The sequence below is a fragment of the Pelagicoccus enzymogenes genome (genome assembly GCF_014803405.1).
GTDB classification, from domain to species: Bacteria; Verrucomicrobiota; Verrucomicrobiia; order Opitutales; family Opitutaceae; genus Pelagicoccus; species Pelagicoccus enzymogenes.
The window spans coordinates 517,283-536,827 of sequence record NZ_JACYFG010000051.1; the positions used below are offsets into that span (position 1 = coordinate 517,283).

16 protein-coding genes are annotated in these 19,545 nt (G+C 56.6%); 11 read left to right on the forward strand and 5 right to left on the reverse strand.

All coding sequences use genetic code 11. The annotated features are described in order from the left end of the window. Positions 1 to 140 precede the first annotated feature (140 nt). The 8 genes from IEN85_RS21010 to IEN85_RS21045 all read left to right on the forward strand — a co-directional run bounded on the left by IEN85_RS21010 (position 141) and on the right by IEN85_RS21045 (position 7,748). On the forward strand, positions 141 to 623 hold the full coding sequence (locus IEN85_RS21010; RefSeq protein ID WP_191619067.1) for an Lrp/AsnC family transcriptional regulator: 483 nt from the start codon (positions 141 to 143) through the stop codon (positions 621 to 623). Positions 624 to 759: 136 nt separating this feature from the next. Next, positions 760 to 1,932 carry an aminotransferase class I/II-fold pyridoxal phosphate-dependent enzyme gene (locus tag IEN85_RS21015; RefSeq protein ID WP_191619068.1) on the forward strand — a complete coding sequence of 391 codons (1,173 nt, stop codon included), beginning with the start codon at positions 760 to 762 and terminating at the stop codon, positions 1,930 to 1,932. 32 nt (positions 1,933 to 1,964) lie between these two features. After that, positions 1,965 to 3,371 carry a ribosome biogenesis GTPase Der gene (gene der / locus IEN85_RS21020; protein ID WP_191619069.1) on the forward strand — a complete coding sequence of 469 codons (1,407 nt, stop codon included), beginning with the start codon at positions 1,965 to 1,967 and terminating at the stop codon, positions 3,369 to 3,371. Between the two features lie 76 nt (positions 3,372 to 3,447). After that, positions 3,448 to 4,434, forward strand: a complete 987-nt coding sequence (gene fmt / locus IEN85_RS21025) for a methionyl-tRNA formyltransferase (RefSeq protein ID WP_224772756.1) — start codon at positions 3,448 to 3,450, stop codon at positions 4,432 to 4,434. A 118-nt stretch (positions 4,435 to 4,552) separates the two neighbouring features. After that, positions 4,553 to 5,167: a LysM peptidoglycan-binding domain-containing protein gene (locus tag IEN85_RS21030; protein WP_191619070.1), complete on the forward strand. Its 615-nt coding sequence runs from the start codon at positions 4,553 to 4,555 to the stop codon at positions 5,165 to 5,167. A gap of 15 nt (positions 5,168 to 5,182) precedes the next feature. After that, on the forward strand, positions 5,183 to 6,181 hold the full coding sequence (locus tag IEN85_RS21035; protein ID WP_191619071.1) for a ParB/RepB/Spo0J family partition protein: 999 nt from the start codon (positions 5,183 to 5,185) through the stop codon (positions 6,179 to 6,181). Positions 6,182 to 6,309: 128 nt separating this feature from the next. Next, entirely contained in the window at positions 6,310 to 6,756 is a 447-nt protein-coding gene (gene secG / locus IEN85_RS21040; protein WP_191619072.1) for a preprotein translocase subunit SecG, read from the forward strand. Positions 6,757 to 6,824: 68 nt separating this feature from the next. After that, positions 6,825 to 7,748, forward strand: coding sequence for an outer membrane lipoprotein-sorting protein (locus IEN85_RS21045; RefSeq protein ID WP_191619073.1), 924 nt, complete (start codon positions 6,825 to 6,827; stop codon positions 7,746 to 7,748). A gap of 16 nt (positions 7,749 to 7,764) precedes the next feature. On the opposite strand, the gene IEN85_RS21050 is transcribed toward IEN85_RS21045, so the two are convergent. Then, entirely contained in the window at positions 7,765 to 8,379 is a 615-nt protein-coding gene (locus IEN85_RS21050) for a hypothetical protein (protein ID WP_191619074.1), read from the reverse strand. Between the two features lie 2 nt (positions 8,380 to 8,381). Next, complete coding sequence (locus IEN85_RS21055) at positions 8,382 to 8,594, reverse strand: hypothetical protein (RefSeq protein WP_191619075.1); 213 nt, start codon at positions 8,592 to 8,594, stop codon at positions 8,382 to 8,384. 155 nt (positions 8,595 to 8,749) lie between these two features. On the opposite strand from IEN85_RS21055, the gene IEN85_RS21060 reads away from it, so the two are divergent. Together IEN85_RS21060 and IEN85_RS21065 are read left to right on the forward strand one after the other, a co-directional pair. Further along, positions 8,750 to 10,276: a sigma-54-dependent transcriptional regulator gene (locus tag IEN85_RS21060; protein WP_191619076.1), complete on the forward strand. Its 1,527-nt coding sequence runs from the start codon at positions 8,750 to 8,752 to the stop codon at positions 10,274 to 10,276. A 178-nt stretch (positions 10,277 to 10,454) separates the two neighbouring features. After that, on the forward strand, positions 10,455 to 13,871 hold the full coding sequence (locus IEN85_RS21065; RefSeq protein ID WP_191619077.1) for an MFS transporter: 3,417 nt from the start codon (positions 10,455 to 10,457) through the stop codon (positions 13,869 to 13,871). Between the two features lie 2 nt (positions 13,872 to 13,873). Here the strand turns inward: IEN85_RS21065 and IEN85_RS21070 are convergent, their stop codons facing one another. Next, entirely contained in the window at positions 13,874 to 15,001 is a 1,128-nt protein-coding gene (locus IEN85_RS21070; RefSeq protein WP_191619078.1) for an ABC transporter ATP-binding protein, read from the reverse strand. A gap of 501 nt (positions 15,002 to 15,502) precedes the next feature. On the opposite strand from IEN85_RS21070, the gene IEN85_RS21075 reads away from it, so the two are divergent. Further along, positions 15,503 to 16,183, forward strand: coding sequence for a ribbon-helix-helix domain-containing protein (locus IEN85_RS21075; protein ID WP_191619079.1), 681 nt, complete (start codon positions 15,503 to 15,505; stop codon positions 16,181 to 16,183). 211 nt (positions 16,184 to 16,394) lie between these two features. Here IEN85_RS21075 and IEN85_RS21080 read toward each other — a convergent pair whose 3' ends face one another. Continuing rightward, the gene (locus IEN85_RS21080) at positions 16,395 to 17,894 is read right to left on the reverse strand and encodes a phosphate--AMP phosphotransferase (RefSeq protein ID WP_191619080.1); all 1,500 of its coding nucleotides are present in this window, start codon (positions 17,892 to 17,894) and stop codon (positions 16,395 to 16,397) included. 26 nt (positions 17,895 to 17,920) lie between these two features. After that, positions 17,921 to 19,429 carry a TonB-dependent receptor gene (locus tag IEN85_RS21085; protein WP_191619081.1) on the reverse strand — a complete coding sequence of 503 codons (1,509 nt, stop codon included), beginning with the start codon at positions 19,427 to 19,429 and terminating at the stop codon, positions 17,921 to 17,923. Positions 19,430 to 19,545 lie beyond the last annotated feature (116 nt).

Below are 19,545 nucleotides of genomic sequence, written 5' to 3' on the forward strand. Positions count from 1 at the left end.
TCGAGGGTGTAATTTATCCTATTTTGTAAACTTATCGTCAAGGAGTCATTCCCCTTTAGCGCTTGTAGTCGGCTCTCGTAGTGGTAGAGCGAATTTCCTTCTGGATCTTCCAAGGGAAACGCGCAATGTGACGGCCCATTATGAACGAGGTATTCAAGCTGCTAGCAGAGGGCGAGCGACTCAACGAAAGCCAAATGGCCGAAATATTGGGCCTGTCGAAGGAGGAGGTTGAGCTGCAATTGGCTGCGCTGAAGGAGAAGGAGCTGCTCCTCGGCTGGATTCCCGTGCTCAATCCTGAGAAGGACGATTCCCTGATGGTTCGCGCCGCGATCGAGGTAAAGATCTCTCCGGAACGCGACGGCGGCTTCAACCGCTTGGCCCAACGCATCAGCCGTTTCGACGAAGTCGAATCCTGCTACTTGATGTCCGGTGGTTACGATTTGCTGGTGGTGGTGAAGGGCTCTTCCTTGCACAAGGTTGCCAGCTTCGTCTCCGAGCGCCTCTCTACCATCGAGGGCGTTCTCTCCACCGCGACCCACTTCATGCTGCGAGCGTACAAGGAACAAGGTTACTTGATCGAGCAGCCAGCGGAAGACAAGGCGCGTCTCGACGTGACGCCGTAGCGGGAAGCGAAAGCAGATTTCGACTCCTTTCGAGCGGCCGCGACACTAGTCACGCCGCTCTTCGAGTTTCTATATGTAGCCAATTTTCGAATACGCAGCCGCAAGAGAGCTGCATTTCACCAAAACCAAAAATACAATGTCTCAAGATCAAAACCGTTTTATCGCCGATCATGTTATCGGGCTCCCGCGTTCGGGAATCCGCGACTTCTTCGAGCTGGTGGCGGCGATGAAGGACGTCATTTCGCTGGGCATCGGCGAGCCGGACTTCACCACCCCCTGGCACATACGCGAGGCGGCGATCTATGCGTTGGAGAAGGGTCGCACCCACTACACTTCGAACCTCGGGCTCATCGAGTTGCGTCGCGAAATCTCCGCTTACGTGGGGCGTAACTTTGGTTTGCAGTACAATCCGAACAACGAAGTGCTCGTTGCGGTGGGCGTTTCCGAGGCTATGGACATTGCCCTGAGGGCGGTGATAAATCCAGGAGACAAGGTGCTCTACCAAGACCCTTGTTTCGTCTCCTATCATCCGACGGTCCTGCTCGCTCACGGAGTTGGGGTGCCCATCAAGACCGATGCCAAGTCGGCGTTTACGTTGAAGGCGGAAGAAGTGAAGAAAGCATGGGAGCCCGGCTGCAAGGTGCTGATGATCAATCTTCCTTGTAATCCTACGGGTGGCGTAGCCGAGCGCAAGGAGCTGGAGGAGATCGCCAAGTTCGCGGTCGAGAAGGACATGCTGGTCATCAGCGACGAGATCTACGCGGAGATGACCTACGAGGGGGAGCACGTGAGCATCGGGATCTTCCCAGGCATGAGGGAGCGTACCATTTTCTTGCATGGTTTCTCGAAGGGCTGGGCCATGACCGGCTGGCGCTTGGGCTACGCCTGCGCGCCTGCTCCGTTGACGGAAGCGATGATGAAGGTGCATCAGTATTCTATGATGTGCGCTTCGATCGTGGCTCAGGACGCTGGGATCGAAGCTTTGCGCAACGGGGACGAAGCGGTGGCCAAGATGCGGCAAGCTTACAAGCGTCGCCGCGATCTCGTGGTCCGTCGCTTCAATGAAATCGGGCTTACCTGCCACAATCCGAACGCTACCTTCTACGCTTTCCCGAACATCACTTCTACGGGGCTCGACTCCGTTACCTTCTCCAAGCGCTTGCTTGAAGAGGAACGCGTGGCTATGGTGCCGGGTACCGCTTTCGGCAAGTATGGCGAAGGCTTCGTTCGCTGTAGTTTCGCAACCGGCTACGATCAGATCGTGGAGGCCTGCAACCGCATCGAGCGCTTTGTAAACAAACTCAAGTAAGGCGAACGAACTCGCGTAACAACTTTCTGGATATGAACTTCAATGTGGCAATCGTAGGCCGACCCAACGTCGGCAAAAGCCGCCTTTTTAACCGATTGGCGGGCAAGCGCATTTCCATCGTTCACGATATGCCGGGGGTCACGCGCGACGTTATCACCCGTGATCTGGACGATGGCTATACGCTGATGGATACGGGAGGCATGGGCCTGCTCGAGGGAATGAGCGACACGCCGGGCAAGATCGTCAACGCGGTGGAGGGGCAGATCGACTTCTCCATCGACGCGGCGGACTTGGTTCTGTTCGTGGTCGATGGACGCGAAGGCTTGATGGCTCTGGACAAGCAAATGGCCGAGCGTCTTCGCCGCAGCGAGAAGCGGGTAATGCTGATCGTTAACAAGGTCGATACCGAGACCACTGCCATCAACGACAAGGAGTTCTATCGCTACGGCTTCGGCGAACCGCACCTTGTATCCGCGGAACACGGACGTGGAATCAGTACCCTACGCAAGGCGATCTTAAAGCTGCGCGACGAAGTTGCGGGGCCTCCCATCAAGGAAGAGGACGATGGCAAGAAGGTCCTGAAGGTTTGCTTCATCGGCCGTCCGAACGTTGGCAAGTCCTCCTTGAGCAACTGCTTGGTGCAGTCCGATCGCTTCATCGTGAGCGACGTTCCGGGGACCACTCGCGACTCTATCGAAATGCCTTTCGTTTGGAAGTCGAAGCGCGGCGAGGATTGGCATTTCATGCTGACCGATACGGCGGGTATTCGGAAGCAGACCAAGCTGAACTCTTCGGTTGAGTACTTTTCTCGGGTCCGCTCTTTGGACGCTATTCGCGGAGTGGATGTGGTCTTCATGGTGATCGACGCCAAGGAAGGACCCACCAATCAGGACAAAGCGATTGCTGGCGAGGCGACCAAGGCGAACAAGCCGGTGGTTATCGTAGTCAACAAGTGGGACCTTGCCCTGGAAGCGTGGGAAAAGGAAGAAATCGACGGTTTCGAAACCGAGAAGGAATTCCGAGAAGCTTTCGAGAAGGGCATCCAGCGCGAGCTCTTCTTTGTACCCGGTTCTCCGATACGTTTCGTTTCAGCGAAAGAGGGAATCGACGTTGAGAAAATCCTCTTGTCCGCTCGCCAGTTGAACAAGCGCCAAAGCCGTCGCATCCCGACGGGCCGCTTGAACAACAAACTCTACAAGATGTCGGAACGCTTGCCCGCGCCGAAACGGGATGGGAAGCGTTTTCGTATCTACTACGCGGTGCACACCGGAAACTATCCGTATCGCTTCAAGATCTTCTGCAACCAGGCCAAGAAGCTGGACGACTCCTATCGCCGCTTCCTGCTCAAGGGTTTGGTGCAAGAGTTCGAGTTGGACGGTTGTCCCATGGTTTTCGACTTGGTCAACAAGACGAACCCCTACGTGCGGGAGGAAGATTAGGATTGTGGGAAGCGGCCTTGCTCTGCGATTGGACCCATAAGTCGCGACGGAAGGTCGCTTCCTACCTGCCTTTATTATGAGTTATCGAATGATATTCATGGGTTCTGACCCCATCGCCTTGCCCGGAATAGAGGCGATTGTTGCGGGGCGATGCGGCGACATCGAATTGGTCGCGGTCTACACGCAGCCCGATCGTCCGCGGGGTCGCGGCAAGAAGGTCGTGCCCAACGAAATCAAGACTTGGGCCCTTGAACACGGTCTGCCGGTTTGCCAGCCGGAGAAGATGGGCAAGGTGGAGCGGCTGGAGATCGAAGCGATGCAGGTCGATTCCATCTTGGTCATGGCTTATGGACATCTCTTGTCGCAAAAGCTCATCGATACGCCACGTTTGGGTATTTGGAATCTTCATACGTCTCTCCTTCCCAAGTATCGAGGGGCTTCTCCGATCCAGTGCGCGGTGGCGAGTGGTGACAGCGAAACGGGCGTTTCCTTGATGAAGCTCGTGCTCGAGATGGATGCGGGACCGGTTTTGGATGTCGAGCGAGTCTGTATCGGAGAAGAGGATACGGCACTTGATGTTGAAGCTCGCCTTGCGGCGGCTTGCGCTCCGCTTTTGGAAAAGGGACTGCCTCTGGTGCATGCGGAGAAGGCGAAGGTTGTGGAGCAGGATGCCTCCCAAGTGAGCTTTGTTCGCAAACTGGTAAAGGAAGATGGCGAGCTCGACTTCAAGGCTCCGGCTTCGGTCTTGGCGCGTCGTATCAACGGGTTGTTTCCGTGGCCGGCGACGCGAGCGCGCTTGGGAGATGTCTCGATCAAGCTCGGCTTGGCCGTCGCGGAGGCGCAGTCGTTCGCGGGCGAACCCGGTACGGTGATCGGGGTTGAGGCGGGTGGCTTGCGCATCGCTTGCGGCGCCGGGTCGCTGCTGTTGAAGAAGCTGCAACGTCCGGGGGGCAAGATGCTGGACGCTGCGGATTTCGCCCGCGGTTTCGAGCTGCCGAAGAATGCGATGTTCGAATCGCGAGAGATGTCGGAACTTGTGACCTCCCAGCGCGTCAAGGGGTAGGTTTTTGTCGTGGGAGCGGGCTTGTCGCGCGATTAGCTGCAGATTCGCCCGACAAGCGCGCTCCCGCATCCTCTAAACGCTTGTTTTCGAAATCAGAATTACCCAGCATTTTAGTACCATGACACGATCCTTTCCCTTTATCGCCGCCCTCGTCTTCGCCGCCTTTTGCCTCGCGTTCCAAGTGAAGGCGCAGTCGACCAATCTGCAGTACCAGGTCGCCAACATCATGGAGGACCAGCGATTGATGATGGAGCAAATGCGCGGCTTGTTGGCGGAGATGGATGAGATGCGCCGCGAGAATGCCCGTTTGCGGGCGTTGGTGGAAGACTTCGAGGCGAAGGCGGCTCGCCAGTCCGGCAGCTACGCAACGGTGGCTCAGGTGAACGAGCTCGTGCGCAAGACAGCTGCCGACTTGTCGGCTCGCGACGAAGTGATCCAGCGCGAGCTGACCGCCATGGTGAATCGCGAGCTGAAGAAGTTTGCCAAGGACGTGCAAGATGCGGTCGCGACGGTGCCGACCGTTTCCAAGCCGGATCCCAACGTGAAAACCGATTTTCCGGACAATTATCCCAAGACGGGAATCCCCTACGATGTGGCTCCGGGCGACAGCTTGGCGGGAATTGCGAAGAAGTTGAATTCTCGTGTCGACTGGATTCAAAACGCCAACAAGATCTCGGACCCTCGACTCCTTCAGGTCGGACAAAAAATCTTTATTCCTCAAGCATCCGAATAGATCCCCACACGACACATGGCGAAAGCGAAACCCAGATTGGGTAAAGGGCTAGCCGGCCTCATCTCCGGCAACACAGCAAAGAAAGCGGATTCTCCAGCTGCCAAGCCTGCTCCTTCCAAGGCGCCAGCGAAAAAGGCTGCTGCTGGCGCTGCCAAGGCGAAGCCGGCGGTCGCCCAAGCGCCAGCTCCGGCTACCGAGAAGGCGCCGGCAGGAAATCCGGATTTCATGGAGCTGGCGGTGGCCAAGGTTGAGCCCAATCCGCACCAGCCGCGTCGCGAGTTCGAGGAGAGCCAACTCACCGATTTGGCGGAGAGTATCCGCAGCGAGGGGTTGATCCAGCCGATCGTGGTGCGCGAGGTGGACGGTCGGTTTCAGCTGATCGCCGGAGAGAGGCGCTTGCGAGCCTTCAAGATGCTGAAGCTCAGCAAGATCCCGGCTCGTATCATCAAGGCAGGGGATTCCTCTTCGGCCTCCATGGCCCTGATCGAAAACTTGCAGCGCGAGAACCTGAACCCGATCGAGGAATCTATGGGTTACGCAAGCTTGCTGAGGGATTTTGATCTGACTCAAGAGCAAGTGGCGGAACGCGTGGGCAAAGGGCGCGCGACCATCGCCAACTCCTTGCGCTTGCTCACTTTGCCCGACGAAGTTCGTGGCTATCTTTCCACGGGCTTGCTCTCTACCGGTCACGCGAAGGTCTTGCTCGGTTTGGAGGCGAAGCAGGAGCAGACCCTGATCGCCCGTCGCATCATCGAAGAAGGGGTCAGCGTGCGCGGGGCCGAGGGCTTGATCGAGTCTCTCAAGCGTTCCGGCAAGGGGAAGCAATCTGGCGGGCGGACGGTGACTCCGGCCGAAGCGGCGGCGATCGAGGACATCGAAAAGCGCATGGTTTCCTACCTGAACGCCAAGGTGGCGCTCAAGCATGCTCCCAAGAAGGGCAAGATCGTGATCGAGTATACCGGCAACGACGACTTGCAGCGCATTCTCGACCGGATAGGCCTCGAGGAGCGCTAGGGCGCGTTTCCGGCTCTCCTTTTTTGGGGTGGGCGCCTGCTACATTATTAAAGGGAACATTGGCTCAGCTTGTCGGTTTCGGTACTTGACAAGGCTATTTCCTTTTTCGACTGTCTCCGGCTCTCATTATGGATTTTCTCAACGGCTTTCTCACAGTAGTACTGGTCCTCGTTTCTCTCTTCATGATCCTCCTGGTTCTGATGCAGCGCGGAAACGCGAATGGTGGCCTAGGAGCTGCGATGGGTGGCGGCATGGCTGAATCGGCCTTGGGCGCCGAGACTTCCAGCGTGCTTTCCAAGTGGACCAAGAATACGGCTATCGTCTTCTTCGTTCTTGGATTCGGGCTTTACCTTTCCAAGCTCCACCAGCACGAGCTGGCAAAGGTCGAGCAAGACGGAGCGTTGCCGACCATTGAGTCGACTGAGCCAAGCCCTGCGTCTGACGCTTTCCGCGAACTGGTCTCTCAGGCTGAAGAAGCGGCCGAAGAAACGGAAGCCGAGGCAACTGAGGCTGCTGCCGCAACCGAGAACGCAGTCGAGGACGCGGCGGAAGCGGCACCTAAAGCTGCTGAATAGCTTTCAGCCGGAAACTTTTTCGAATGGCCGGGTCTATCCTTCCCATGGGATTGCGCCCGGCTTTTTTTATGCCTGCTGCCAAGTCTTTCTGGGCAGCCTTTTTGTTGTTAGCGGTCGCCTCCGTTGAGCTCACTGCGCAGCGCCGCCACGGATCGAGTCCGCTCGATACTTTGGGCGAGGAGGTCAGCCAAGCCGATGGCTTGGAGATCCTGAATGCGTTTCGCCGCTTGGGTATCGCGGGCGAGTATCGGTTGAGCTTCAAGTTGGAGATTCGTCCGCGTCGCGACAAGACGACCACGGTCTCTGGCGTCTTGCTGGGAACGCAAACGACTTTTGGCCCGCTTTCGCGCATCGATATCGCCCTCGAGCCAGCCGATGTTACGGAACAGGGGGAACTGGTTCCAGCCAAGGTGAAGCGGCTTTTGCTGCAGAATGGAATCTTCGCCAACGCCCTGGAGGTGGATGCTTGGAGGTCCGGGGCTGAAGAGGCGCGCTTGATCGAATCCGACGCGTTTTTCGAGAAAATAGCGGGAAGCGATTTCACCGTGTTTGACCTTTTGATGCCTTTCTCCTTTTGGCAGGAGTTCAGGTACGAGGGTCGCACCACCATGCGAAGCCGGCCTACCCACGTCTTCAGCTTGTATCCGCCGAGCGAGGACAAGGCATTGCAGGAGAAGGTTTCGCGGGTGCGCATTTATCTGGACGAGGAGTTCAATGCTTTGAATCGGGTCGAGGTTTACGATGCGGAGGAGAATTTGGCCAAGACGATCACCGTGGTGGCCTTCAAAATCGTGGACGGGCAGGGCGTGCTCAGCCAGGTCGACGTGCGCAATGAGCTCACCCGAGACAAGACGCGGTTCCGCGTGACGGATGCGGCGATCGGAGTCGAAGTGCCGGATTGGGTGTTTTCTCCGGAAGGCTTGGAGCGGGACATCTACGGTACGGAGGTGGCTCGGCTGCGAGCTCCGGCGAAGGAGGGAGCGACGGAGTGAAATCCGTGGTTGCTGTTCACTCTGGCACTTTTTCGTAGGCCTTGAAGAAGCGGTACAGCTCTGCTCGGAGCTCTTTCCAGTAGGCCTCGTTGGCCCGTTTCGAGCTCCAGTTTTGGTTTGTGGCGGAGATGAGAGGAGCGACCATGCCGATGACGCGTTCCTCCTGCCATGAGAATTGGAACTCGTCTTGCGTTTCCAGCACCTGAAAGGCCACTCCGTGGTTTTCTTTTTCCCAAAGCGGAAAGACGCCGAGGTATATCAAGATCATGGGATCGTCGAAGCCAGTCCGCTCATGGAGACGCGGGAGTGCTTTGAGGGTAAGGCTGCCGTTTTTCCTCTCATTTGGCTCGCCGGTAAGCACCTGTTCGAAGAGCTGGCACTTGCGGAGCAGCATTGCCAGTCGTTCCGATTCGTAGACGGCTCGATTGTAGATCCAGGTTTTGGTTTCCTCAGGTATGATGTCGTCCAAATCTTCCCTCTGGGGCTTCTTGACGTGTACGGTGAGCTTCAAGGTTTGCGACACATCGGGTTCGCTGAAGCTTGGGAAGGCGGAGGGGCCCGGGTTTTTTACGCTGGCGCAGCCGATAAGGAAGGTGGACGCAGCAAGCAGGCAAACTGGAAGCTTTTTCATGTCTAGTAGAGGAGCTGTTCCGCGGCTTGCTGGATCGCGTCGCTTAGGGGGCGCAGGAAGCGCAAACCGTGGTCGATTTTCCGGTCGTTGTTGAGCACTCCCATCTTGAGGACCCCCGACATTAGAACCGCGGTACCTGCGATGCTGAAACAGCTGAGGCAGACTTTCACGATGCGAAGGGAAATGCTTTGGTGGATTGCGGTTAGCTTGCTCATGCAAGCAGGATTGCAGGCTCGATGCCAATGGGAGGTGGCGTTTCTTAAGTTGTTCTTCTTCAGGTATAAGCGAATAGTTGGTGGGATTCTTTGGCGAAAGTTCTCGCGTGCATGTCAACCATTGACGGATCGACGTGTACAAATAGTGTACAGAGATGCCTCAGAAGATTTTTTCCCGGGACCATTGGCCGCTCGCTCAAAAGTTGGCGGATATCGTTTATTGCAACCCGTTTGAGGAGTCTCGCTGGGAGCTGGAGCGGGAATGTTTGGGCAAGGACTATCAGGAGCGGGAGCGTTACGTGGGGCCGGGCGAGGCTGAGGAGTTGCTTGCTCCCAACCTGAAGCGTCTGATTGGCTTGGCCTTGTCCTTGATGGAGCCGGCCCGAGCTCGCTTAGCGAAGGTGCAGGAAGTGAGCGAGGCGGAGCGGGTCGCTTACGAAAACTTGGTGCACTTCGTGGTCTACCACGAGTTCATGGAAAAGTACGACAAGTTGATCGAGTACTCCTTGGAGGGCAAACCGCAGCCGGGTGGAGTGTCGTTTTTTTATGAATACAGGGATCGGCAGCGCTATTTCCTGTCGGTGCACGCGGCGACTCGTTTTTCGCCGGAGCAAGAAGGGCTGTACTTCGCTCTCTACTACCAGTTGCGTCGGGCGTGGCTGAATATCTATCGCTACTTGGTAGGCGGCTCGGAGGCGATCAGCGCTTTGCGCAGTCGCATTTGGAGCAGTTGCTTCACGCATGACATGCGACGGTATCAAAGATCTCTATACAACCGCATGAGCGATATTGTGACCTTGATCACCGGACCTTCGGGAACGGGCAAGGAACTGGTCGCTCGGGCGGTGGGAATGTCTCGCTTTGTCCCGTTTGACGTGCAGGCCGGGCGGTTCGCGGTGGATTTCGGAGCCGCGTTTTATCCGCTGAACTTGTCGGCGCTATCCCCGACTTTGATCGAGTCGGAGTTGTTCGGGCATCGCAAAGGAGCGTTTACGGGAGCCTTGCAGGATAGGGAAGGCTACTTGGAGGAGTGCGGCCGATTTGGCACGGTTTTCTTGGACGAGATAGGGGAAACGGACGCCTCCATTCAAGTGAAGCTTTTGCGGGTGCTGCAGACCCGTCAGTTCCAGCGCTTGGGGGATACGGCTTTGCGTCCTTTCGTGGGTAAGGTGATGGCCGCGACCAATCGCGATTTGCCGGATGAGATTGCCGGTGGGAACTTTCGAGAGGACTTCTATTTTCGGCTTTGCGCGGACAGGATTCGCACTCCGAGCTTGAAGGAAGTGCTGGCGGGCAGTGGAGACGAGTTGGAGGTGTTGGTGCGTCACATCGCCTTCAAGGTCGCAGGTCCCATTGACGGCGACTCTTTGGCGGAGGAGTCGGTGGCTTGGATCTCTAAGAATCTGGGGCAGGCTTACCGCTGGCCTGGTAATTTCAGGGAGCTCGAACAATGTGTCCGCAATATCCTGATACATGGGAGCTACGAAGCGGAGGATCTCAGCGTAAGTCGCGACGACGCGGAGCGTGTTAAGGAAGGTGCGGACAATTCCCTGACGGCGAACCAACTGTTGAGCCGTTACGCGCAGGAGGTCTATCGCCGCGGCGGCAGTTACGAAGAGACGGCTCGTGTCCTGCAAGTTGATCGCCGGACTGCCAAGAGATACGTGGTGGGGGTGGATTGAGGAACCTTGATTGATCAGCGGATGGGGGCCTGGATGGAGCGATGGATTGTAGAAATTGCGTGCGGACAATGTACAAATAATGCATGAAGCATTGTCTCCCTTTGGTGGGGATGTTCGGTAAGGTGTTGATATACAGTAGGCAGGCTCGGATTGGCGCGAGCTGAGCGAATGGGGGAGCATGAGCACACATGCACCTCTTTCTTCTTCCTATCGTTTGATCGTGACGCAGGGCTTGAACGCCTTCGGCGATCACGCGGCAAAGATCACCGCCTCCGCCTTGGTGGCCGCTTGTTTTCCCGAACGGCAAGCTGCGGTTTGGGTAGGCGTCGTTTCAGCCTTGTATGTTCTGCCGTATATTTTCCTCGCGCCGGTCGCAGGGCGCTTGACCAACCGTTTCTCTAAGGTGGCGGTGGTGCGCGGGAGCTTGCTGATGCAGACGACGGCTATGACGCTGCTTTCGGTGAGCGCCTTGCTCCACTCCTTTGTCGGCGTTTTGCTGTCGTTGGCGGCGGTGGCTTGCCAATCCAGTTTCTTGGCTCCTTCGCGAAATGCCTTGCTGAAAGACCTGTGCGGTGAGGCTCGGATCGGCCAAATGATGGGGCTGCTGGGTTTGGCGGGCGTGGGGGCGACCCTCGCTGGCTTGGCTTTGGGAGGTTGGTCTTTCGATCAGGTTTGGAGCCTGCTCGGCTCGCCTTGGTCGGCAGCTTCGGTTGCCGGGTTGGGCGCTGCGGCCATTTCGGCTTTGGCTTATGTCGTGGTTTCGGGAATACGGGTGGATTCCGAAGCTTCCAGCGAAACGGATGCCCCGTTTGGGAGCGTGCTAAAGGAAGTGCTTTCGCTGCCCGTGCTTCGCTGGTCGTCTTTGGGGCTCGCCTGGTTTTACGGAGTGGGAGCGATGTTAGTGATGATCCTTTTGCAGGACAGTCGCTGGGATCACGGTCAGGAAATCGGGTCGGCCAGTCAGGGGGGGATGATGGCAGCCTTATTGGGGCTGGGAGTCGCGTCGGGCAGCGGATTGGCGGCTTACCTTTGTCGCCGGCGCATCGAGGTCGGGCTGTCGTTTTTGGGAGCGTTGATGTTGGTGGTGTTGGTTCCAGCGACGGCCCTGTTTTGGAATGCCGGTTGGGGGGCGGTCCTTTGCGTTTTTATGCTCGGTGTGGGCGGCGGGCTTTTTTCAGCTCCGCTCAACGCTCTCTTCGTCGCCTCCGCGAGAGACGAAGTCCGAGTTGGCTCAATCGCCGCGAATAACCTTTTCATCAACCTGATGTCGGGCGCGTTTGTAGGCTTGGCCTCCTTGATGGGATACCTGGCTTGGAGCCCGCAAGCGCAGCTTTGGGTGGTTGCGGTCACGACGATTGTGGTCGTCGGTTTCATGACGGTCTTGGTGCCGGAAAGTTTGTTGCGGGTCCTCTTGCTGGGCATCGCCAAGGTGTTTTATCCGATGCGCTTAAAGGGACTGGAAAACATGCCGCAATCCGGCGGCGTGCTGGTGGTGGCAAATCATGTCAGCTATGTAGATGCGATTTTGATCTATCTGGCTTCGCCTCGCCCGGTACGATTCATGGGGACTGACGAGATGCTACGCTTTCCGCTGATGCGTTGGGCGTATCGAAAATTTAACGTCATTGCGGTTTCGCCGAAAGCTGCGAAGGAAGCGGTGTCGAAGTCGGTAAAGGCTTTGAAGGCGGGAGATGTTGTCTGCATCTTTCCGGAAGGCGCTTTGACACGCACGGGCATGATCATGCCGTTCAAGAAGGGGGCCGAATTGATGGCTCGCTTGTCGGGGGCGGCTGTTTTGCCTGCGGCCATTGATGGGATGTGGGGATCCGTATTCAGTTTTGCGGACAAGCCTTTTCGATACCGATTGGGCATGCCGCTACGGCGTGCGGTGAGCGTGTCCTTTGGCCGTCCTTTGCGAGATGAAGAGGCGACTGCGGATACGATGCAGGAGGCGGTGACGGAATTGGAGCATGTCGCCTTCTGCGCTCGTGCGGAGTTGAGTCAGAATCTTGGGTTGCTGGTCTTCAAGGCGCTCAAGATAAGGTTGTTCGCGTTGCGTCTGGTGGATCGTGGTCTTGGAAATATAAAGGTAAGGGGGTTCGCTCTCTTAGGTTTGGGATTGGGCTTTGCTCGCTTGATCAAGAAAACGGATACGGCGCGTCGCGTTGGAATCTTGTTGCCGCCAGGACTGCCCGGATTTGCGGCAAACCTCGGCGCGTTGTGGGCGGGCAGGTCGAGCGTCAACTTGAACCCGACCGTGAGTAGCGAAGCCTTCTCCCAGATGCTTGAGGCTTCGGGCGTGCGATCGGTCATCACCTCGCGCAAGGCCTTGGATCGATTCAAGGATTTGGACTTTTCTAGCGTGCAGCTCGTATTTGTAGAGGACGTCATGCCGCAGATGCGAGGGCCGGGTTTGTTGCTCGATCTGGTTGCGGTAGCGTTGCTGCCCCTAAGGATGCTTCGCCGCATGTATTCGATTTCTCTTACGGGTGGCGATCGTGAGGCTGCATTGCTTTTTTCCAGCGGCAGTTCCGCTGCGCCGAAAGGCATCCCGCTTTCGCATCGAAACCTGGTGGCGAACGCAACTCAGCTATCGGAGTGCTACTTGATGCGCTCGACGGATCGCCTGTTGGCGAACCTGCCGTTGTTCCACAGCTTCGGGCTGACCGGAGGATTCCTTTTGCCCTTGCTTAAGGGGATGCAAGTGGTGTCCACGCCGTCGCCTCTCCAAGCGAAGGAAAACGTGGCGGCTGTTCGGAAGGAGGCGGTCACAGTGATGTTGGGCACGCCGACCTTTTTGCGCGCTTACCTCAAGCGTGCGGATGCGGAAGACTTTGCGAGCTTGCGTTTAACGGTGGCGGGAGCGGAGAAGTTGCCAGCGGATTTGGCGGAAGAGTGGGAGGCCCGTTTCGGAATCCCCGTTCTCGAAGGCTATGGTTTGACCGAGTGTTCGCCGGTGCTGACCGCGAATTGCCTGCACAGTCGGGAGATGCTGGGGCGCTACGCATTGAGTCAAGTTGGCTATAAGATGGGGACCGCGGGGCGGCCGATGCCGGGCGTTTGGATACGCATTGTCGACGAAGAGAATCTTCTGGTTCGCAAGCCGCGGGGAGAGTCGGGATTGATCCTTGCGAAAGGCCCCAACGTTTTTCGTGTCTACCTGGACCCCGCGATCGAGAATCGATTTGAAGAAGGAGGCTGGTTTAACACGGGCGACATCGGTCGCTTGGACGAAGATGGTTGCTTGGTGATAGAAGGGCGTCTGTCCCGCTTTTCCAAGATTGCCGGTGAAATGGTTTCGCATGCGAACGTGGAATCCGAGATCGGAAAGTTGTATCCAGAAACCGAGGTATTCGTTGGCTCGCGCGAATGCGGGCGCAAAGGGGAAGCTTTGGTGCTGCTGGCAACGAAGGTCGTGGAGCTGGCTGACCTAGGGAGGCGGCTGAGGGGGCGCGGATTGCCCAACCTCTGGATACCGCAGGATGTGGTCAAGGTTGATGCCTTGCCGTTGCTGGGCACTGGCAAGCTCGACTTGAAGCGATGCAAGGCCTTGTGTTTGGGCCAAGCTTTGCGGGAGCGGGAAGCGATGGCTTGAATTCAGTAGGCGGTAAGGTTCGCCTCGGTTTGTGGGTCGAAAAGGTGGGCCTTGGCTTGGTCGAACCAGACGGTGATGGTCTTGTTTATTTGCGGACGTACGTCGCTGTGGATACGACCAATCAGGCTTTGGCTGCCGTTTGAAAGGTAGAGCATCGTTTCGTTGCCCATCGGTTCCGCAACGTCGATGGTCAGCTTGGCGGTGTGCTCCGTTTCGTAGTTGCTGCTCTCTTCTGCCTGATGGATGTTCTCTGGGCGGACGCCGAAGATAATATCGCGATCGACGTATTCTGCGGCAGCTTCGGCGAGGCGATTGCTCAGTCTTAGCGTAATCATGGAGTCCGTCGCTTGGAAGTACAGGGTGCCCTCCTTGCGCTCGATGCGCCCAGGCAAGAGGTTCATGGGCGGACTGCCGATGAAGGATGCGACGAACATGTTTGCTGGTTGATTGTAGAGCGTAAGCGGTTCGTCGACCTGCATGATGTCGCCGCCGTTCATCACGCAAATGCGGTCGCCCATAGTCATCGCTTCCACTTGATCGTGAGTGACGTAGATCATGGTGGAGGCTAGGCGGGCGTGCAGCTTGGAGATTTCAGCTCGCGTGGATACGCGCATCTTGGCGTCCAAGTTGGATAGCGGTTCGTCGAAAAGGAACACTTTGGGCTTTCGAACGATGGCGCGGCCGACGGCGACCCGCTGACGTTGCCCGCCCGAGAGGGCTGCTGGCTTGCGTTGCAGCAGGTCTTCAATCCCTAGAATCTCTGCGGCGTCTTTCACGCGACGGTCGATTTCCGCTTTGCTGTACTTCCTGAGTTTCAAGCCAAAGGCCATGTTCTGGTAGACGCTCATGTGCGGATACAAGGCGTAGTTCTGGAAGACCATGGCGATGTCGCGGTCTTTGGGCTGAACGTCATTGATGACTTTTCCGTCGATGCGAATTTCGCCGCCAGTTATGTCCTCCAGTCCTGCGATCATGCGCAGCGAAGTCGATTTTCCGCAACCGGATGGACCGACGAGGACCATGAACTCCCGGTCCCTTATCGAAAGGTCTATTTCGTTTACTGCTTTTACGCCTTCGCCTTTTCGGTTCGGGTAGATTTTCAGCAGCTTCTTGAGTTCGACGGTAGCCATTTCTGCTTGGTGGTTCGTGTGTTGGAGGCGGGGCTGGCGAGTAGTGCGAGACTAAGCTCGTGCTTTAGGCGGGAGACTGTCAATCCGATTGTCCGAGAGCTCTTTTAACGCTCGCTGAAGGTGTCGACGATCGCTTTGGAGGAGGTTTGGTGTGATGGGAGAGTGTTAGTTTTTGGGTTCGGAAAATTGGATACGGAAGCTGTGTATCGAGGATCCTGTTACCCCCCTTTTTTTACGGTTGCGGGCGTGATTCGTTTGGGAAGTATTACCCATGTATCCGGTTTTATGATCTGGATACGTTGTGAGGATTTGGGCTCCCGAAAGGGTTCGAGAATCTGAATACGGGCGAAAAACGGCACAATTTTTTGTAAAAACTTGCTGTACCCAAAAAATACTAACAGGAATATGATTGAAAAACTAAGGTTTTTCGGTAATTGAACGCTACCTTAGGTTTAATATTTCTCACCGAATAAACCGTTAATCCAAACCATACATACTGTTATGGCCGCAAAAAAAGGCGCTGAGAGTTCTCCTCTCACATTCGATCTGAAGGCAGACTTGATCGCTGTCCTCGACAAATACCAAAAGCAGCTTGGTGTATCCAAAAGCGAAATTATTCGCCACGCGATCGCCGGCTTTGACTACGCTGGATTTGCTCCAGCAGCTGAAGACCATCGTCAAATCTCGGTACGTCTTCCGCTCGACCAGAAGAAGGACCTCGTAAAGCTCGCCAAGGGCAAGAAGGTAAGCATCGGTGAACTGCTTCGCGCAGCTCTCGAGAAGTTGCCGACTGTTCCTGCGAAGTCTGGAATCGAAAAGGCGGCTCCAAAGCCGAAGGCAGCCAAGAAGGCCGCCAAGAAGGCTGCGAAGAAAGCCGCTAAGAAGGCACCTGCCAAGAAGGCTGCGAAGAAGGCCGCAAAGAAAGCTGCTCCTAAGAAGGCAGCTAAGAAGGTTGCCAAGAAAGCTGCCAAGAAGGTAGCTAAGAAAGCGGCAACCAAGGCCGCCAAGAAGGCAGCTCCCAAGAAAGCCGCTAAGAAGGCAGCTCCCAAGAAGGCAGCCGCCAAGAAGGCAGCTCCTAAGAAAGCCGCCAAGAAAGTAGCTAAGAAGGCTGCTAAGAAGGTTGCCAAGAAGGCGCCTGCCAAAAAGGCAGCTAAGAAGGTCGCCAAGAAAAAGAAGAAGTAATCGCTTCAATCCTTTTCAAAAACAAAGCCGAGGCTCGTGAGCCTCGGCTTTTTTTTTCGCTCGTATTGGCAGTGGATGATGGTGCCTGTCTTCAGGCGCTTGACTCCGCGCGCGGCATTTACTCCCGAGAAGCGGAACGGGTGGAGCCGGTCCCTCCCCAATGGCAAAGATGCAGGCTAGCTGCGTTTCCTCCGCGGCTGCGGCTCGCGGCTCAGAGAGGGGCCTTGTGGGCTCGCTTGATCGCTTTTTTGAGGGCGTGGATCACTGTATCTAAAACTTCGATGCGGGCACGCATTTTACAAGTTGCGGGCACTATGTGCCAAGGGGCGTAAGGCGTATTCGTTTTTTCGATCATCTCGTTGATCGATTCCTCGTACTTTTCCCATTTCTCGCGGTTGCGCCAATCTTCCTCGGTTATCTTCCAGTTCTTGAGCGGATCGACTTGGCGAGCTTCGAAGCGCTCCAGCTGAGTGTCCTTGTCGATATGGAGCCAGAATTTAACGATAGTGGTGCCGTAGTTCACGAGGTGTTGCTCCATTTCGTCGATCTCTTGGTAGGCTGCTTTCCATTCGTCGTTGGTGCAGAGCGCTTCTACCCGCTCGACGAGCACGCGTCCGTACCAGGAGCGGTCGAAGATGGCGATCTTGCCGCGACGCGGCATTTCTTTCCAGAACCGCCAGAGGTAGTGGTGGCTGAGCTCGACCTTCGTGGGGGCGGCGACCGGAGTGACGTCGTATCCACGCGGGTCGATGCTTTGCACGAGGCGTTTTATGCAACCGCCTTTTCCGGCTGCATCCCATCCGCAAAATACGATGACGACAGGGATTTGGTGGGTATGGATTTCGTGAACGAGCTCGTGTATCTTTTCCTGGCGCTTCCTCAGGGTCGCCTTGTACTTTTGGCGGTCCATGGGGCCTTGGAATTCGGTGTCGGCCAGAAAGTTGTGTCCTTTGTAGGGTATCCAGGCGTTGGTGACGCTTTTGGCGGCGGGGCTGCTCAGCTCCTTCTTTTTGCGGCTAATGGCAGACTGCAGGCTATCGATGATGCGATTGTAGATTTCGACGAGGGCGCCCTTGAAGTGTTCGGTATCGATGATGTGCCACTTTGCGTAATCGCGATCGGTGGTTTCGATGGCCTTGAGGGCGGTGTCGCGGTAGCCGCGGTACTGGCGATGGCGACGCCAGTCTTTTGGGGTCACTCGCCATGATGTCTTGGGGTTTTCTTCCAGTTTTCGGAAGCGTCTGGCTTGGGACTTTTTGGATACGTCGAGGAAGATCTTCATGATTTCCACCCCGCTGTCATGTAGTTGCCGTTCGAAGTTTACGATATCGCTCCAGTACTGCCCAAGCTGGCTTTCGTGCAGCTTGCCTTCTGCCCAGGCGTCGAGCACGAGGTAGTAGGGTCCCCGGTCGTAGAATTGAATTTTGCCTTTGGCGGGGGTGTTGTTCCAGAAGCGGTGGAGCAGGGGATAGTTGCGCGGCTCTTCGTGCGAGGCATGCGTGGAGTAGACCTTGAAGGAGCGGCTATCGATCTCGAGCAGGATCTGGTTGAGCAGTTTTCCTTTTGTGGATGCGTCGAGCCCTTCGATGATGACGAGGCTAGGGATGCCGAGGCTGCCGGCCTCGCGCTGAACGACACCGAGTTTTTGAGCGAGGAGCTTGAGCGGCGACTTGGCCGGCTTGTCCGTACGTGGTTCTGGAGCGTCTGTCATAGGCGTAGTAGATTGGCGGGGCGGCACTAGTGGGTGTATCCAAAAAGTTGTTTCGACTTGATGAATTCGATGGCTGCCGGTGGTACCATCTGTTCCCAGATCGGGTCTTTGTCGGCAATGGCGGCGAGAATGTCTCGAGAGAATATCTCGAGGAGCTGGTCGTCGATGCCGCGGATGTGTTCGATGTATCCGTTTTCCAGGAGGTGGAGGTAAAGGTTGGAGAGCTGCGGTTTTACGCGCAGGTTGTTGCAGGTGATGAGAAGGTCGTCGGTGAGGCTGCCTTTGGTCTCGGAGGAAGCGCTTTTTGGGGGAGAGTCTTCGCCGTTTCCTTCCCCTTTGTGGATTTTCAGATAGCGGCGGTAGGCTTTCTGTTTCATGGGATAAATGTATAGGCGAACCGAGTTTTTGAGAAGCCGGCCGAAGGATTCCAGGATGCCGCCAGCGAGGTTGGCGTAGTATTTCTCGTTGAAGATTTCGAGGAGGTTGTTGATGCCCATGCAAACGCCGATCATCTCGCCGGTGTATCGACGGAAGTATGACGTAAGGCGATAAAACTCGAAGTAGTTGGAGATGAGAACGTAGTTGCCGGTGGCTCCGATGGTGTCGATGCGGGCCAGGTAGTCTTCGTAGTCGAGCTTTCCGGATGCGAGCAGGTTGTTCATGGTGATTTCCGCTAGCACGATGACGTCTTTGCCTTGCACGGAAGGTTCTTGGATGAACTGGGCTCCGGAGCACTTGAGCATGTCGATATTGACGCGCGTGACGGGGCGGAAGCTGCCGCGCTCCACGAGAATCGCTTTTTTGTAGAGGGCTTCGGAGGGCTGGGTGATCTCGCCTTCGGGCGAGAAGAGGACGGCGTTGGTCAGGCCGCGGCGAACGAGGTGCAGGTTGGCGATGCGGTCGTCAACGCCCTTGAAGGCGGGGCCGCGGAACTTGATGAAGTCGACCTCTATCCGTTCGTTCCCGACGTTGTCGACGAGGGACTCGATGAAGGCCTCCACGTTTTCGTTCAGGTAGCAGGCTCCGTAGATCAAGTTGGTGCCGAGGATGCCTACGGCGTGCTGTTGCTGCACGTTTTCGGGATCCCACATGCGGCAGTGCAGGTAGATCTCGCTGGGCTCGCAGCCCGGTGAGGTCTGGAAGCGGATGCCCATCCAGCCGTGGGTGTCGTCGCCGCCTTTGTAGCTCTTGGCCTTCATCGTGTTCGCGTAGGCGAAGAAGGTTTTTTCTTCCCCAACATCCTCCTTCAGCCGCTCCTCCAGCAGGGCATACTCGTGGTCGATCATCTTGATGACGCGTTCCAGGGAAACGTAGCGGCCGACCTTCCCGTAGATCGAGTCACTGAAGGTCATGTCGTAGGCGGAGATGGTCTTGGCGATGGTTCCGGCGGCTCCGCCGGCTTGGAAGAAATTGCGGCAGGTCTCCTGTCCGGCTCCGATTTCGGCGAAGGTTCCGTACTTCTCGTTGTCGAGATTGATGGTGAGGGCCTTGCGGTTGGTGGTGAGAAACTCTTGTGGTTCCGCGTGGGTTTCCATGTTCGTGGTCTTAGGTCGTTGTTTAGGCGTCTGAGCTGGCAATTTCTACGGGGCTCACCGATGAGTCAAACTGGGATCGGGCTTGTGAGCGACAATTGCGTGTCTGGACGCCCGGG